Genomic DNA, 14,524 nt, shown 5'->3' on the forward strand with positions numbered 1-14,524 from the left:
CGGATGCGGCCTCGTCATCCTTCCTCGTTACTGCTGCACGGCCAGGCCGGCTGCCTTGATCACCTTGCTGAACTTGGTGACGTCCTTCTCGAGCCACTTGCGCGCCTCGGCCGAGCCCACGAAGGTGGGCTGCACGTCGAGGTCGTTGAGCTTCTTCACGATCTCGGGGTCCTTCATCGTGGTCTGCAGCGCGGACTCGAGCTTGGCGATCACCGGTGCCGGCGTGCCCGCGGGCGCCGACAGGGTCACGAGCTGCTCGTTGTCGTCCATTTCCGCGTAGCCCTGCTCGCCCGTCGTGCCGACCTGAGGCATGGCCTTGAGCCGTTCATGGCGCTGCACGGCGATGTTGTGGATGCCGTTGCCCTCGAAGTTGCGCACGATGGTGCTGTAGGGCAGCGCGCAGGCCTGCACCTCGCCGGCCTTCAACGCGGTGAGCGCGGGTGCCACGCCGTTGTAGGGCACGTGGATCACGTTGAGCGCGGTCCCGGTCTTCGTCTTGACCAGGCCCTTGAACATCTCGAGCTGGAGGTGGTTCAGCCCGCTCACGCCCGTCGTGCAGAAGCTCAGGCCGCCGGGCCTTTCGTGCGACAGCTTCACCAGTTCGGGCAGGGTCTTGGCCTGCACCGACGCGTTGGTCGCGAACAGCGAGGTGTAGACGGCCACGCCACCCAGCGGGGCATAGTCCTTCAGCTGGTACTCGAAGTTCGGAACGATCAGGTTCAGGAAGCCGAAGGCCGAGCCGGAGGCGATGAACAGCGTGTATCCGTCCGGCTTGGCCTGGGCGACGTAGCGCGCTCCCACGGCGCTGCCGGCGCCGGGGCGGTTCACCACCAGCACCGGCTGGCCGAGCAGGTCGCGCAGTTTCTCGGCGATGACGCGCGCCGTCGCATCGAGGCTGCCGCCGGGTGCGAAGGGCACGATGATGCTCACCGGCTGCCTGGGGTAGTCGGTCTCGGCCGCCTGGCTCTGCGCGAGGCCGAGGCTGAAGAGGCCGGCCAGAACAATGGAACGGATCAGCGCTCGCGCGCCGGGTCGGGCATGGGGGGATTTCATCGTGGGTCTCCTGGTGTTTGGCATGTAGGGGCGGGGCAGCGGGGCGTGGACGCCTCTTGTGCTGCCGTTGTTTGCAACCGGCTCAGGCCGCGGCGGCTGGCAGATCCTTGGGACGCGCGGTGCCCATGAGCTCGTCGGACTCGGTGGGGTCGAGGCTTTCGGGCAGAACCGTCTGGGTGGCGCGAACGCCGTAGAGGTACGGGTGGTCGGGTCCGACAGGCCGCTGGCCGTCCACGCAGCCGCGCGCTGCCTCCATGAGCGAGCGGCGCATCGCGACCACGGCACGGTCGCTGCTCCCCAGGTGCTCGCGGGTGCGGTCCACGATGGGACCCGCCGACTCCGACACCATCGCGTCCTGCGCGCGGATGCCCGCGATGCCCGTGAAGGAGACGGTCTTCTGCTGCTGCCGATCGATCAGGTAGTCGTTGTCCAGCCGCTCGGTGGGACGCGTGGTGCCGGGAATCACCCGGCGGTGCGCGTAGTCGCCGTTGCGCCAGGCCGTGAGTTCCTTCTCTTCCAGCGGACGGTCCGGCCGGAAGGTGGCGCACAGCACCCAGCAGCGCTCGTCGTTCATCGGCACCCACATGCGAACCAGCCGGGCTTCGGCGGGGTGCGGCGGAATCATCGTGTAGAACGGCAGCAGGAACTGGTTCACACGCCAGTAGCGCTGGCTCTCGTCGACGCGACGGCCATTGCAGGCCAGGAAGCCGGAAGGCGTCGGCACGATCTTCCACAGCGGCGCCTTGTCGTTCTTGAAGAAGCGCCCCGTCAACGCGCGGTCGTCGTCATGGGTCTTGTCGACGAGGCTGTGCAGGAAGCCCACGTGCGCGCTGTCGAGCTCTCCCTCCATGGCCTGCGCATAGTTGCAATCCTGTTCCCAGCGCGAGACGTAGACGTGCGAGGAAGGCAGCCCGAGCCATTCGAAGTCGGGCAGCGGCGGCATCTTGTCGGGATCGCCCATGTAGACCCAGAGCACGCCGCCGGCGATGCGCGCCGGGTAGGCGCGCGCGCGCACCTTGCATCGCATGGGGCTGTCGGATGCCTCGGTCGGCATGTCGAGGCACTCGCCATCGACGCCGAATTTCCAGCCGTGGTAGACGCAGCGAACGCCGCCTTCCTCGTTGCGTCCGAAGAAGAGGCTGGCGCCGCGGTGCGGGCAGTGCTGGTCGAGCACGCCGACCCGGCCTTCGGTGTCGCGGAACACCACGAGTGCTTCGCCGAGCAGTTGCAGGCGCACCGGCGCCTCGTCGGCGGCCGGCACTTCGGCCTCGGTCATGGCCGGTGTCCAGAAGCAGCGCATCAGTTGGCCCATGGGGGTGTCGGGGCCGGTGCGGGTCAGGAGGTCGTTGTTTTCTTTGCTGAGCATGGTTCGCGTGGGGTTGTCTTGGAATGGAGGAAGTCAGTCCGCGGGATCGGCGTCGAGGCTGTCGTCGCCCATGCGCGGCAGGTTCTCGATCAGCTGGTGCAGGTCCGCGCGCAATCGCTTGACCTGGGCCGCGCTCATGCCGTGGGTCAGGCGCGTCTCGCGCTGCAGCGAGGTGCTGTAGAGCTCCTGCGAGAGCGAGCGCCCGGTTTCGGTCAGGCTGATCGTCATCTCCCGCCCATGCCGGGCGAGAACGACCAGGCCCTGCTGGCTCAGGACCTGGAGGCTTCGGCTGGCCGCGGCCTTGTCGACATCGGCGGCGGCGGCCACGAACGCGGCGCTGCATTCGTGCTCGACGCCCAGCGCCAGCAGCAGCCGGTATTCGGTGGTCCCGATGTCCCAGCGCTGCATGTAGTAGCTCGAAGCGCTGCGGCTCAACCGCACGGACAGGCTCGTGACCAGCCAGCCGATGAAGTCGGTGGCGAGCCCGGGCACCGGGCGTCCCACGACGGGGTCATGGCCGTCGTGTCTGCGCTCCTGCGTCTTGGCAGGCGGGCTGGCGCGCTGGGCGCGCCGAGGTGCGGAAGGCGTTTTCTTGGCCGGCATGGTGAGTTCGGAAGCTTGCGAAACGCTAATTGTTGATCTATCAACGTTGATGTGTCAACAATGAATTCGGCGGGCCCCCGATGCACGCGTTGGCGCTGCTCAGTCGGCCGTGGCCCCGGTCGCCTTGATCACGGGCGCCCACTTGAGGATGTCGCCGCGGATCCGCTGGTCGTACTCCTGCGGCGAGGAGCCCACGGGGTCGAGGCCCATCGTCAGCAGGCGGTCGGCGAAGGCCTTCGTTCGCACCGATCGCGCGATGTCGGAACTGATCCTGGCGATGACGGCGGAGGGCGTGCCCGCGGGCGCGACCAGGCCGACGCTGCTGGTGGCCGAGACGTCGGGAACCGTCTCCGCGACCACGGGAATGTCGGGCACGCTGGCTGGCCGCTTCGGGCTGAACAGGGCGATCGGCTTGAGCTTGCCGGCCTTGATGAGCGCCTCGCTGGCGTAGTACGTGTCCATCAGCAGGGGCACCTGGCCGCCCATCACGTCCTGCTGCGCGGGAGCGCCTCCACGGTAGGGGACATGCACGATGTTCACGCCGGTCCTGGACTTGAGAAGCTCCATGACGAGGTGATGCGCCGTGCCGCTGCCGGGACTGGCATAGCTGAGCTTGCCGGGATCCTTGCGCGCGAGTTCGAGCACCTCCTGCAGGGTGTTGGCCGGCAGCGATGGATTGGCCACGAGGATGATGTGCTGCACGCCGATCTCCGAGATGGGCAGCAGATCCTTGAGGGAGTCGTAGGGAAGGTTCGGGCGCAGCGTGGGATTGATGGCATGCGAGGACACCACGATCCCGAGGGTGTAGCCGTCGGGCTGTGCCTTCGCCACCGTGTTGGTTGCCAGCACGGTCCCGGCCCCCGGCCTGTTGTCCGCGATGACCGGCTGTCTCCAGAGTTCGCCGAGGTGCTGGCCGACCAGCCGGCCCTGCGAGTCGGTGGATCCTCCCGGCGGAAAGGGAATGATCAGCCGGACCGGATGGGTGGGCCAGGGGTCCTGCGCGCGGGCTGCCCAGGGGCCGAACGCCAGCGGCAGCAGGAAGAGCGCGGAGCGGCTTCTGTATTTCATGGGGGTCTGTCTCCTGTGAATGTTCTGTCTCTTGCTCGGCAAGGCGCCATCCATCCAAGCATCCGGTCCCGGTCCGTCTCGGCCCGAAACCGCGCCTTGATACTTGCATTATGAAAATAAAAAACCGAGCCTGCAATCGGTGTTTGGCATCCCCGGACGGATGGGCGATGCGGTCCTGGGTCACCGCGCGCGACCGGATCGCTGCGCTATCCTCGGAAACCCTTGCTCAAGCAGCTCGCGCTGGCAGTCATGGTCTCAAAGAAGAAGCTTCCCCTGGAGAACTGGATCTCCTACCGTTTCGGCCTGGTGGCCTCTCGCGTCGGCGCGGTGATGGCCGCCAAGTACGTCGAACAGCACCAGCTCACGATGCCGGCCTGGCGCTCGCTGGCCGTGATCGCTCGCTATGGGCCTCTTTCGGCGGGCGAGCTGGGCGCCAAGACCTCCTCGGATCCCTATCGGGTGGTGCGCTCCATCGATCTGCTGGTGAAGCGGGGCCTGATCACGCGCGAAGCGGACCCCGCCGACCGCCGGCGCGCCAGCCTTCAACTGACCCCGCAGGGCCGCTCGACCTACGACGAGATCGAGCAGGGCGCGATGACCAACGAATTCTTCCTGCGCGCGGGGCTGACCAGCCAGGAAGTGCGCAGCCTCGAGAGCATCCTGGAACGCATCGATGCGCAGGTGGGGGCGCTCGCGCAAGGCGTGCTGGCCACGAGGCAAGGCGAAGACGATTGAAGGGTCCGCGCCCGCGCCATGCGGGCCCGGCGCATCGTTTCTCGCGGGCATGAGCCGACTTGCGAGGCAACATAATCATTTGCATAATGCAATTAATTGATCCCGATGACGGGGTCGAGGCAATGTCGCCAGCGTCCACTTCGCAAGCCCTCATCCATGAACGACACCGCGTCTCCTCGTCAGCAACCGATCGTGTTTCTCGGCAAGCGCCAGCAGGGCGGTGGCTATGGCAAGCAGCCCGGGCGTTCCGACGACTTCCTGACCTTGGTGGAACCGGGAACGCCGTGCGGGGAGCTGATGCGCCGCTATTGGCATCCGGTCGGCATCTCGACCAAGGTCACGAGCGATCCGGCGAAGGTGCGGATCCTCGGGGAGGACCTGATCCTCTTTCGCGATGGCAAGGGGCGCGCGGGATTGCTGCACGAGCATTGCGCGCACCGTGGCAGCTCGCTGTACTACGGCAAGGTCGAGGACGACGGGATCCGCTGCTGCTATCACGGGTGGCTGTTCGCCGTGGACGGCGCATGCGTCGAGCAGCCGTGCGAGCCCGGCGGCGGGCAGCATCGCGACAAGTGCCGGCAGCCCTGGTATCCGGTGGAGGAGCGCTACGGCCTGGTGTTCGCCTACATGGGGCCGCTCGATGCGATGCCCCCGCTGCCGCACTATGACGTCCTGGAGGAACTGGGCCCGGACGAGGAGCTGCAGCAGGAGGACAAGAGCTTCTACATCGGCGGCGGCACGACGGCCGAGAACCCCGTCGCGCCCTACAGCTGGCTGCAGAACTTCGAGAACGTGATGGATCCCTTCCATGTCGTGATCCTGCATTCCCGCTTCAGCGGCGTGCAGTTCAGGCAGCAGATGGCCGTCATGCCGAATGTCGAGTGGGAACTGTGCGACCACGGCGTGATGTATCGCTCGGTCCGCCAGACCGAGTCGGGCGTGCTCACGCGCATCACGCAAACCCTGCTGCCGAACGTGCGCATCGTTCCCTCGATCGAGCTCACGCCCGGCAAGGGCCGCGAGGTGGCATGGCTGGTTCCCGTCGACAGCCATCACCACCGCTCGTTCGGCGTGGCCAGGGTGCCGAAGAACGAGGAACCGCTCTATTCACGCCGCTCGCGGATGGCGACGCACGAGGGCAAGACATGGTGGGAGATGAGCGAGCAGGAGCACAAGCAGTTTCCCGACGACTATGAAGCGCAGTCCAGCCAGGGGAGCATCCCCGCCCACGGCGACGAGCACCTCGCGACGAGCGACAAGGGCGTCGTGATGCTGAGGCGGCTCCTGACCCGGCAGATCCGCGCGATCCAGGAAGGCGCCATCCCCGAGGGCACCGGGGCCGAGTCGCAACGAGTGATCGTGCGGGCGGGCAACTACTTCGAGTGAAGTCCGATGGCGCGGACCACGGCTCCGTTCCGAAGGACCTCGCATCTCGCGCTGGCTAGCGCGTCGCAATCAACAGCAGACCGGCCGCCGCCAGCGCCGCGGTCCAGCCTAGTCGCAGCGCCCGGCCCTCGAGCACCTGAGGATGCCGCGCGATGCCGCGGCACACGCCGGTGGCGATCAGCCCGGTGGCCAGCAGCATCGCCGCCGTGTGCACCGCGACCGCGGCGAGCGCCAGCGCCATCGAGCCCGATGCGGTGATGGCCCGCGCGGGATCGCCGCCGAGGCACAGCGGCACGAGCGCGGGCACCAGCATGAGCCCGGCGCCGTGCGCGGTCGCCATCACGAAGGACCAGCCCGCGAGGCCCGCATGGCCGGCGCGCCATCCGATGGTGGAACGACCACCGCGCAACAAGCGGTAGGCCGCCGCGCCTAGAAGCAGCGCTCCGGCCAGCACCTGCACCAGCGCACGGTCCAGCCACAGCCCCTGCGCGACGACCAAGGCCACGATCGCGACCGATGCGGAATGCCCGACGGCGATCGGCAGCAGCGCGCGCCGTACCCTGCCATCGTCACGCGCCTGCACGCCCCAGGCCGCGGCAAACATCCAGCCATTGGCCGGACTCAGCCCATGGAAGGCGCCGAGTCCCGCGACAACCAGCCAGGGCCAGAGCGCTGTCATGGAACATGCCTCGCGTCGGGTTTCAGCCGCGCGATCCGCAGCACGCATGCGCCGCGGGCCGCGATTCGTAGCGGTCGTGATGCCGCACCCACGCCATCGTGTGCTCGAGCCCTTCCTCGTCGCGTCCCTTGGGCACGAGGTCGATCAGCGGATAGGCGCCCATCATCACTTCCACGCCGCGGCCATAGCGCGAGTAGGTGTGGAACACCTGGCCCGACGCGTCCTTGTAGAACACGCTGATGCCCGGCGCCTCGGCCTGCGGAAAGGGCTGCATGGCGAAGTTGTAGTAGACCGAGCCGCTCGCGAATTCCTCGGGCGTGAAGCTGACGTGAAAGTCGTGGTTGAAGCCGTTGCGCGCCGACGAGACCCACTTGAACCGCCAGCCCATGCGTTCGCGAAAGCGCTCGATCTCGGGCAGCGCATTGCGCGAGACCACGAGCAGCGTGACGTCGCGCGCGGCCAGGTGCGGGGCGGCGCCGTCGTTGTGGTCGGCCATGTACGAGCAGCTCGGGCAGCCCTGTTCCCAGCCCGGCGCGAACATGAAGTGCTGCACCAGCAGTTGGCTGCGGCCCTCGAACAGGTCGGCCAGCGCGCGCGGGCCGTCGGGCGTGTCGAAGACGTAGTCCTTCTCGACGCGCACCCAGGGCAGGGCGCGGCGTTCGCGCGCGATCTGGTCGCCCAGCCGCGTGAGTTCCTTCTCGCGTTCCAGCAGGGCGCGGCGCGCCTCGGTCCATTGCGTCCTGGAGACGACGGCGTGCTGCGCCGTGCCTGCTTCGGTGGTCGTTGCATTCATCGGATGCTCCTTGCGTGAGGTTCGGTGGATCAGTGCGCGGGCCGGCGCACCGCGCGGACCTTGCCGCTAGGGCCGCCGCCGCAATAGAAGAGGCCCGCACCATCGGACTCGAGCCCGCTGACGCCGGTGCCGCGTGGCATCTCGAGCCGCTCGAGCACCTCGCCGCTGCGCGGGTCGATGCGGCGGATGTCGCTCTCCTCGGCCTCCCAGGTGCCGTGCCACAGTTCGCCGTCGACCCAGGTCACGCCGGTGACGAAGCGGTTGCACTCGATGGTGCGGCGCACGGCACCGGTCGCGGGATCGATCTCGTGGATCTTGCGGTCGCGGTACTGGCCCACCCACAGGCTGCCCTCGGCCCAGGTGAGGCCCGAGTCGCTGCCCTGGCCGGGCGCGGGGATCGAGGCCAGCACCTGGCCGGTGGCGGGATCGATCTTGTCGATGCGGGCCTCGGCGATCTGGTAGAGGTGGGTGCCGTCGAAGGCCGTGCCGGCATCGCAGGTGCGGTCCAGCGCCTTCGTGGTCTCGCCGCTGTCGGGGTCGAAGGCCACCAGCTTCTCGCCGGTGGCGGCCCAGACGCGCTGGCCGTCGTGGGTCACGCCGTGCACCTGGGTGGCGCCCGCGAAGGGCCCGTACTCGCGCACGATCTCGGCCGCCCGGGCCCTGGAACTGTCGTGGATGGTCTTGGCTGTCATGGTTGGCTCCTTGGGAGGGCACCGGACATCGGCGCCTTGGAGACAACTCTATGCAATCGCGAGCGTGGAGGGGAGTAACAAGATCGTCGTGAAACCGGCCAGCGGCGGTGCCAGCCAGCGCCGCGCGCGGGTCTGGCCGATGGCGCGCACGCGGCCCTCGGCCTCGAGCTCGGCCAGCGCGCGCTGCACGGTGCGCTGGCTGGCGTCGAGCGCGAGTGCCAGCGCCGAGGTCGACCAGGCGGCGCCGTCGGACAGCAGCGCGAGCAGCGCGGCCTGCTCGCCGGCGATCGGCGGCGCCAGCACCGAGACCGGCCGCTCGTCGTGCGGCCGCAGCACGAAGCCGCGCGCGCTGGCCTCGATGCGCGCCAGCGGCTTGACCAGCGCGCGCAGCCGGCCGATCTCGACGCGCAGGCGTGCGCGGTGGGTCTCGTCGGGGTCGCGCGTGCGGAACACCTGCGCGATCAGCGCCTCGCGATCGACGTCGCCGGGCCAGGCTTCGGCCAGCGCGAGGGCGAGCGCGAACAGCACCGGCCGGCGTGCCAGCGCGCGCCAGGTCGTGCCCGCGCCCACGGCGCGGCGGCAGGCGTCGACCACCAGCGTGCCCGAGTCGAGCAGCGCCTCGACCTCGTCGAGCCGCAGCATCCGTTCGCCGCCGGAAAAGCGTTGCCGCGCCGCGGGCCGGTCGAGCGCGGCGCGCGTGTCGACCACCTCGGCCAGCAGGGCCGGCACGCCCGCATGTTCGGCGGCGATGCGCGCACGGGCCAGGGCTTCGCGCGCCGGCGCGGTGTGCAGGGAACGCAGCGCCAGTTCGGCGGTGGCGAGCTCGGCCACGGCCGCGAGCGAGGCCGGCAGGCCCTGGCCATCGAGACGGGCCAGCGCGTCGCGAGCCTCGTCGAGCCGCCCGAGCAGCAGCGATCGCCGTGCCGCGATCAGCCAGGCCTGCAGCGCGTTGGCGGGGTCGGCATGCGCCTCGAGCGTGGCGGCCGCCGCCAGCAGCGCGCGCGGCGAGCCGCCGAGGTCGCGCATCGCCAGCGCCACCTCGGCCTCGGCGACCACGCAGCGCGCGCGTGCCAGCGCCTCGTGCGCGCCGAAGCCGCGCGCGGCGCGGCGCAGCAGTTCGCGGGCGCGCGCGTGATCGCCGAGCTGGGCCATGGCGATGCCGCGCAGCGCCAGCGCCGGCGGATCGTCGCGTAGCGCGACCCGCTTGAGCGCGCCGAGCGCATCGCCCGCGGCCAGCGCGCGCGCGGCGGCGGCGATCAGGGAATCCATCGAAGCGGCGCCGCTATTCGATCCAGGTCCGCGCGCCCACGCCCTGGTACTGGCGCCGGTAGGCCGAGGGCGTGGTGCCCACCACCTGCCGGAACCGGCGCGCGAAGTGGGCCGGCTCGGCGAAGCCCGTGCTCTCGCCGATCTCGGCCGCCGAGGCCGAGGTGAAGACCAGCAGCGTCTTGGCGCGGTCGATGCGCCGCTCGGTCACGATCTCGAGGAAGGTCTTGCCGGTCTCGCTCTTGAGCAGGTGCGCCAGGTGGGTGGCCGACACGTGGCTGGCCTGCGCCGCGTCGCCCAGGGTCAGTTCCTGCGCCAGGTTCTGCGTGATGTAGCGGATGCAGCGCAGCACGGCCTGCTTGTACGACTGCAGCACCATGCCCTGGGCCTCGCAATGGCGGAAGTCCTCGCCGTAGCGCCGCCACACCATGCCGATCAGGTTCAGCAGGTGGCCGCGGATCAGCAGGTGGCTGGCCGTGTCCTCGCCCGAGGGCCGCTGCGCCTCCTGCGTCATGCGCTCGCACAGCGCCTGCAGCTGCGCGGTCTCGGCCGCGTCGAAGCGGAAGTCCAGGCAGTGCTGGAAGCGGAACGGCGCGAGCTCGGGCGCGCGCGCCAGCGGCACCTCCGACAGCTCGAACACGTCGAGGTCGAGCGATGGCAGCAGGTAGTCCTTGCTGATGTTGATGATGTGGAACACGCCGTCGGCCGCGTTCGGGATGTAGTGGACCAGGAAGGGCAGCACGAAGCTCACCGTGCCCGGCCCGATCGGGCGCTGGCCGCCGCCGATGTAGTGCGTGGTCTCGCCGCGCGTGTTGACGTAGATCTGGAAGTACTCGTGCCGGTGCGGCACCGGGTTCGGCAGGATGTTGCTCTGGTCGTGGATGCCGAAGTAGGCGCGCTGCGCCCGCGTGGCCATGGTGTAGTTGCCGATGGCGGGGCGTGCCGCACGGGTGGGGCCAGGGAGCGGCGGAAGCGGGTCGATGAGGGAGGGCGCTGGTTGCATGGCGGGCCTGGCACGAGGAATCGCAAGGATTGCATATCTTTGCGCAAGCCTGTGCGTTGAGGCGGGGAGGCCTCGTTCCTAGACTCTAGCCACTCCTTCACAACCCTTCCAGAGAGACAACACGCAATGTCCCCCAGCCCTGCGCCCGGCGCCGCCGACGCCCTCCAGGTCGCCCCCATCTCCATCGACATCGTCGGCAGCGACCGGCAGTTTCCCGTGCGCCGCGTCTACTGCGTGGGCCGCAACTACCTGGCCCACATCCGCGAGATGAAGGAGGGCGACGAGCGCGATCCGCCGTTCTTCTTCCAGAAGCCGGCCGATGCCGTGGTGACCGACGGCCGCGTGCCCTATCCGGCGCTGACCGATGACTTCCAGTTCGAGTTCGAGCTGGTGGTGGCGATCGGCAGCGAGGCCTCGGACGTCTCGCCCGACACCGCGCTCGACCATGTGTTCGGCTACGCGGCCGGCCTCGACATGACGCGCCGCGACCGCCAGCGCGAGTGCAACAAGCGCGGCTTGCCGTGGGAGCAGGGCAAGTCCTTCGACCACTCGGCGCCCTGCGGCCCGATCCATCCGGTGGCGCGCGTCGGCCACATCCGCTCGGGCGCGCTGAACCTCGCGGTCAACGGCAGCGTGCGGCAGGATTCGGTGCTCGAGAAGATGATCTGGAACGTGCACGAGATCGTCAGCGAGCTCTCGAAGCAGTACCGCCTGCTGCCCGGCGACCTGATCTTCACCGGCACGCCCGAAGGCGTGGGCCCGGTGCAGCGCGGCGACCGGCTCACGGGCCGCATCGAGGGCCTCGCGCCGCTGCAGGTCGAGATCGTCTGAACGGACAAGGCAAAGGAGACATCGCATGAAACCGCTCGAACGCATCGCCTACTCGGCCATCGCCGACCGTCCCGCCCGCCGGCTGCCCGGCGGCAAGCGGCTCGCCGTCTGGGTCATCGTCAACGTCGAGGAATGGAACATCGACGAGACCATGCCGCGCACCGTGCTGACGCCGCCGGCCGGCGGCTCGCCCATGCCCGACATCCCGAACTGGGCCTGGCACGAGTACGGCAACCGCGTCGGCTTCTGGCGCATGCTCGAGGCGATCGACGCGCTCGGCATTCCCGCCACGCTGGCCATCAACGGCTCGGCCATCGGGGCCTACGAGCCGATCGCCCGGGCGGCGAAGGCGCGCGATTGGGAGTTCATCGGCCACGGCTTCGGCCAGCGCAACATGCAGAAGGTGCCCGACGAAACCGAGGACATCGCCAGGACCACCGAGGCGATCCGCGCCTACACCGGCAAGCGCCCGCGCGGCTGGCTCGGCCCCGGCCTCACCGAGACCTGGCACACGCCCGACATCCTGGCCGAGCAGGGCTACGAGTACGTCTGCGACTGGGTGCTCGACGACCAGCCGGTGGAGCTGAAGACGCGCAACGGCGGCCACATCGTCAACGTGCCCTACACGCAGGAATGCAACGACGTGGCGATGATGCTGATCCAGCACCACAAGGCCAGCGAGTACCGCGACCGCGCCATCGACCAGTTCGAGCAGCTGTACGCCGACGCCAGGGACTCGGCGCGCGTGATGGCGCTGGTGGTGCATCCGTACATCATGGGCGCGCCGCACCGGCTGCGCTATTTCCGCGAGGCGCTGGCGCACATCCGCGAGCGCGAGGACGTCGGCTTCTTCACCGGCGAGCAGATCCTCGACTGGCATCTCGCGACGCGCAACGCCGCTTGAGATCCGCCCCCGGCGCGCGCCGCCGGGGCTCCCTTTCCCAGAACAAAGAATCTCGCCCCGGCGAGAAGGAGACAGACCGTGCATTCCACCACCTCGGCCCTGCCGCTGGCCGGCGACGCGCGCCGCGAGGCGCCCATCAGCGGGCTCGAGATCGCCATGTTCCTGGTGCTGCTCGCGTCCTACGCGCTCAATGCGATGGACCGGCAGATCTTTCCGCTGATCGCGGCCGACGTGCGTCGCGAGTTCGGCTTCGGGCTGGCCGATACCGGCCTGCTGTCGACCATCTTCACGCTCGGCATGGCGGTGGCCGGCGTGCCCACCGGCTACCTGCTGGCGCGGCTGTCGCGCAAGACCGTGCTGCAGATCGGCATCGCCATCTTCTCGCTGGGCACGCTGCTCACGGCCTACTCGCACGGCTTCGCCGACATGATCGCCTACCGCGCCGCCACCGGCATCGGCGAGGCGATGCAGCTCACGGTGGTGATCGCCATCGCGGCCAGCCATTTCGCGCGCTACCGCGCCACGGCCGTGGGCGCGATCAACTTCTCGTTCGGCATCGGCGCGATCGTCGGGCCGCTGCTCGGCGGCCACCTGATCGGCGCCGAGCGCGACTGGCGGCTGCCGCTGGTGGTGTTCGGCGTGGCGGGCTTCGCGGCCATGGCGCTGATCGCGCTCACCGTGGGCCGGCGCATGACCGAGAACGTGGCCGCGGCCGACACGCGCGCCGACCAGCGCGGCGCCGAGCGCATGTGGAACCGCAACACCGTACTGCTGACCGCGATGAGCGTGATCGGCGGCCTGTGCATCTACGGCTACCTCGGCATGTACCCGACCTTCCTGCGCGAGCACCTGCACTACACGCCGGCCGACACCGGCCGCGTCATGAGCATCTTCGGCTTCGGCGTGTTCGCCTCCATCTTCGGCGGCTGGCTCGGCGACCGCTTCCATCCCAAGCTGGTGCTGTCGCTGAGCTTCGTCGGCACCGGGCTGCTGGGCTTCCTGCTGTTCTCGGGCCCCACCGGCATGTGGGTGCAGTCCGCGCTGTCCTTCGCCTGGGGCCTGGTGGTCAGCGGCGTGCTCTACGTGAACCTGGCCGGCTACCACATCAAGGCGGTGCGCGCCGCGCTCACCAACCGCGCCACTGGCGTGTTCGTCACCATGCTCTACGGCGCCGGCGCTTTCGCGGGCTACATCATCGGCGCCATCGCCGCGCGCCTGGGCTGGGGCTCGGCGGGGCTGCTGCAGATCACGCTGCTGGCGGCCGTGGGCGTGGTGCTGACGGCGCTGCTGCGCACCGACCGCATGTCGCTGCCGGCGCGCAAGCCGTGACCACGGCCTTCGAATGGGCGCTGCTCGGTGGCGCCGCGGCGCTGGCCGGCGCGCTCAACGCCGTGGCGGGCGGCGGCAGCTTCCTGACCCTGCCGGCACTGGCGCTGGTCGGCGTGCCGCTGGTGTCGGCCAATGCCACCGGCACCGCCGCGCTGCTGCCGGGCTACCTGGCCGGGGCCTGGGCGCTGCGCCGCGAGCTCGCGGGGCCGATGTCGCCCTCGCTGCTTCGGCTGGGCGTGCTCTCGGTGCTCGGTGGCGCGGCCGGTGCGGCGCTGCTGCTGTCGACCTCGAACCAGGCCTTCGGCCGCATCGTGCCCTGGCTGCTGCTGGCCGCGACCTTGCTGTTCGCGATCGGGCCCGCGCTGGTGCGCCGCCGGACCGCGGCCGCCACGCCGGGGCGCGCCTGGCTCGCCGACCTGGGCATCGTGGCGGTCGCGATCTACGGCGGCTACTTCAACGGTGGCCTCGGCATCCTGCTGCTCGCGGTGCTCGGCGCGCTCGGGCATGCGGACATGGGCCGCATGAACGGCATCAAGAACTTCGTCTCGGCCATCCTCACGCTGATGGCGGTCGCGATCTACGCGGCCAGCGGCGCGATCGTCTGGACCCACGCGCTGTGGATGGCGCTCGGCGCCACGGCCGGCGGCTATGCGGGCGGCACGGCCGCGCGGCGGCTGCGGCCGGAGCTGGTGCGTGGGTTCGTGGTGTTGACGGGGCTTGCGATGACGGGGGCGTTCTTTCTCAATGCGCGCTGACGTGCAAGCCGTAACGATTCGGAAGGCTCGCTCAGAAAGAGGTAGACATCTACCCTAGTCC

The 14,524-nt window shown here is 69.6% G+C and carries 15 protein-coding genes; 6 read left to right on the forward strand and 9 right to left on the reverse strand.

Features of this window, described 5'->3' with window-relative positions:
- Positions 1–27: 27 nt before the first annotated feature.
- The 4 genes from AC07PU_RS01590 to AC07PU_RS01605 form a co-directional block, all read right to left on the reverse strand.
- Entirely contained in the window at positions 28–1,053 is a 1,026-nt protein-coding gene (locus tag AC07PU_RS01590; protein ID WP_208513396.1) for a Bug family tripartite tricarboxylate transporter substrate binding protein, read from the reverse strand.
- An 82-nt stretch (positions 1,054–1,135) separates the two neighbouring features.
- On the reverse strand, positions 1,136–2,419 hold the full coding sequence (locus tag AC07PU_RS01595; RefSeq protein ID WP_495314669.1) for a Rieske 2Fe-2S domain-containing protein: 1,284 nt from the start codon (positions 2,417–2,419) through the stop codon (positions 1,136–1,138).
- Between the two features lie 33 nt (positions 2,420–2,452).
- Positions 2,453–3,022, reverse strand: a complete 570-nt coding sequence (locus AC07PU_RS01600; protein WP_296786019.1) for a MarR family transcriptional regulator — start codon at positions 3,020–3,022, stop codon at positions 2,453–2,455.
- A gap of 99 nt (positions 3,023–3,121) precedes the next feature.
- Positions 3,122–4,090, reverse strand: coding sequence for a Bug family tripartite tricarboxylate transporter substrate binding protein (locus tag AC07PU_RS01605; RefSeq protein ID WP_495314671.1), 969 nt, complete (start codon positions 4,088–4,090; stop codon positions 3,122–3,124).
- A 222-nt stretch (positions 4,091–4,312) separates the two neighbouring features.
- Between AC07PU_RS01605 and AC07PU_RS01610 the strand changes: the two genes are divergently transcribed.
- A complete protein-coding gene (locus tag AC07PU_RS01610; protein WP_495314673.1) occupies positions 4,313–4,825 on the forward strand; it encodes a MarR family winged helix-turn-helix transcriptional regulator in 513 nt (170 codons plus the stop codon).
- 156 nt (positions 4,826–4,981) lie between these two features.
- The gene (locus AC07PU_RS01615) at positions 4,982–6,211 is read left to right on the forward strand and encodes a Rieske 2Fe-2S domain-containing protein (RefSeq protein ID WP_495314675.1); all 1,230 of its coding nucleotides are present in this window, start codon (positions 4,982–4,984) and stop codon (positions 6,209–6,211) included.
- Between the two features lie 55 nt (positions 6,212–6,266).
- Here the strand turns inward: AC07PU_RS01615 and AC07PU_RS01620 are convergent, their stop codons facing one another.
- From AC07PU_RS01620 to AC07PU_RS01640, 5 genes are read right to left on the reverse strand one after another with little or no spacing between them, the layout of a single operon-like run.
- Positions 6,267–6,890, reverse strand: coding sequence for a hypothetical protein (locus AC07PU_RS01620; protein ID WP_495314678.1), 624 nt, complete (start codon positions 6,888–6,890; stop codon positions 6,267–6,269).
- Between the two features lie 22 nt (positions 6,891–6,912).
- Positions 6,913–7,683, reverse strand: a complete 771-nt coding sequence (locus AC07PU_RS01625) for a DUF899 domain-containing protein (RefSeq protein WP_495314680.1) — start codon at positions 7,681–7,683, stop codon at positions 6,913–6,915.
- 29 nt (positions 7,684–7,712) lie between these two features.
- Positions 7,713–8,375 (reverse strand): Vgb family protein, encoded by a 663-nt coding sequence (locus tag AC07PU_RS01630; RefSeq protein WP_431514410.1) that lies wholly within the window; start codon positions 8,373–8,375, stop codon positions 7,713–7,715.
- Positions 8,376–8,423: 48 nt separating this feature from the next.
- Positions 8,424–9,644 (reverse strand): helix-turn-helix domain-containing protein, encoded by a 1,221-nt coding sequence (locus AC07PU_RS01635; RefSeq protein WP_495314682.1) that lies wholly within the window; start codon positions 9,642–9,644, stop codon positions 8,424–8,426.
- Positions 9,645–9,657: 13 nt separating this feature from the next.
- The gene (locus AC07PU_RS01640) at positions 9,658–10,644 is read right to left on the reverse strand and encodes an AraC family transcriptional regulator (protein ID WP_495314684.1); all 987 of its coding nucleotides are present in this window, start codon (positions 10,642–10,644) and stop codon (positions 9,658–9,660) included.
- A gap of 126 nt (positions 10,645–10,770) precedes the next feature.
- Between AC07PU_RS01640 and AC07PU_RS01645 the strand changes: the two genes are divergently transcribed.
- From AC07PU_RS01645 to AC07PU_RS01660, 4 genes are all read left to right on the forward strand, one after another.
- On the forward strand, positions 10,771–11,475 hold the full coding sequence (locus AC07PU_RS01645; RefSeq protein ID WP_495314686.1) for a fumarylacetoacetate hydrolase family protein: 705 nt from the start codon (positions 10,771–10,773) through the stop codon (positions 11,473–11,475).
- A gap of 25 nt (positions 11,476–11,500) precedes the next feature.
- Complete coding sequence (locus AC07PU_RS01650) at positions 11,501–12,379, forward strand: polysaccharide deacetylase family protein (protein WP_495314688.1); 879 nt, start codon at positions 11,501–11,503, stop codon at positions 12,377–12,379.
- A 78-nt stretch (positions 12,380–12,457) separates the two neighbouring features.
- Positions 12,458–13,708, forward strand: coding sequence for an MFS transporter (locus AC07PU_RS01655; protein WP_495314690.1), 1,251 nt, complete (start codon positions 12,458–12,460; stop codon positions 13,706–13,708).
- Complete coding sequence (locus AC07PU_RS01660) at positions 13,705–14,463, forward strand: sulfite exporter TauE/SafE family protein (RefSeq protein WP_296785985.1); 759 nt, start codon at positions 13,705–13,707, stop codon at positions 14,461–14,463. The genes AC07PU_RS01655 and AC07PU_RS01660 overlap by 4 nt, the downstream gene beginning before the upstream one ends.
- The last annotated feature ends 61 nt before the right edge of the window (positions 14,464–14,524 follow it).

Source organism: Variovorax sp. GW821-FHT10D07, assembly GCF_059415325.1.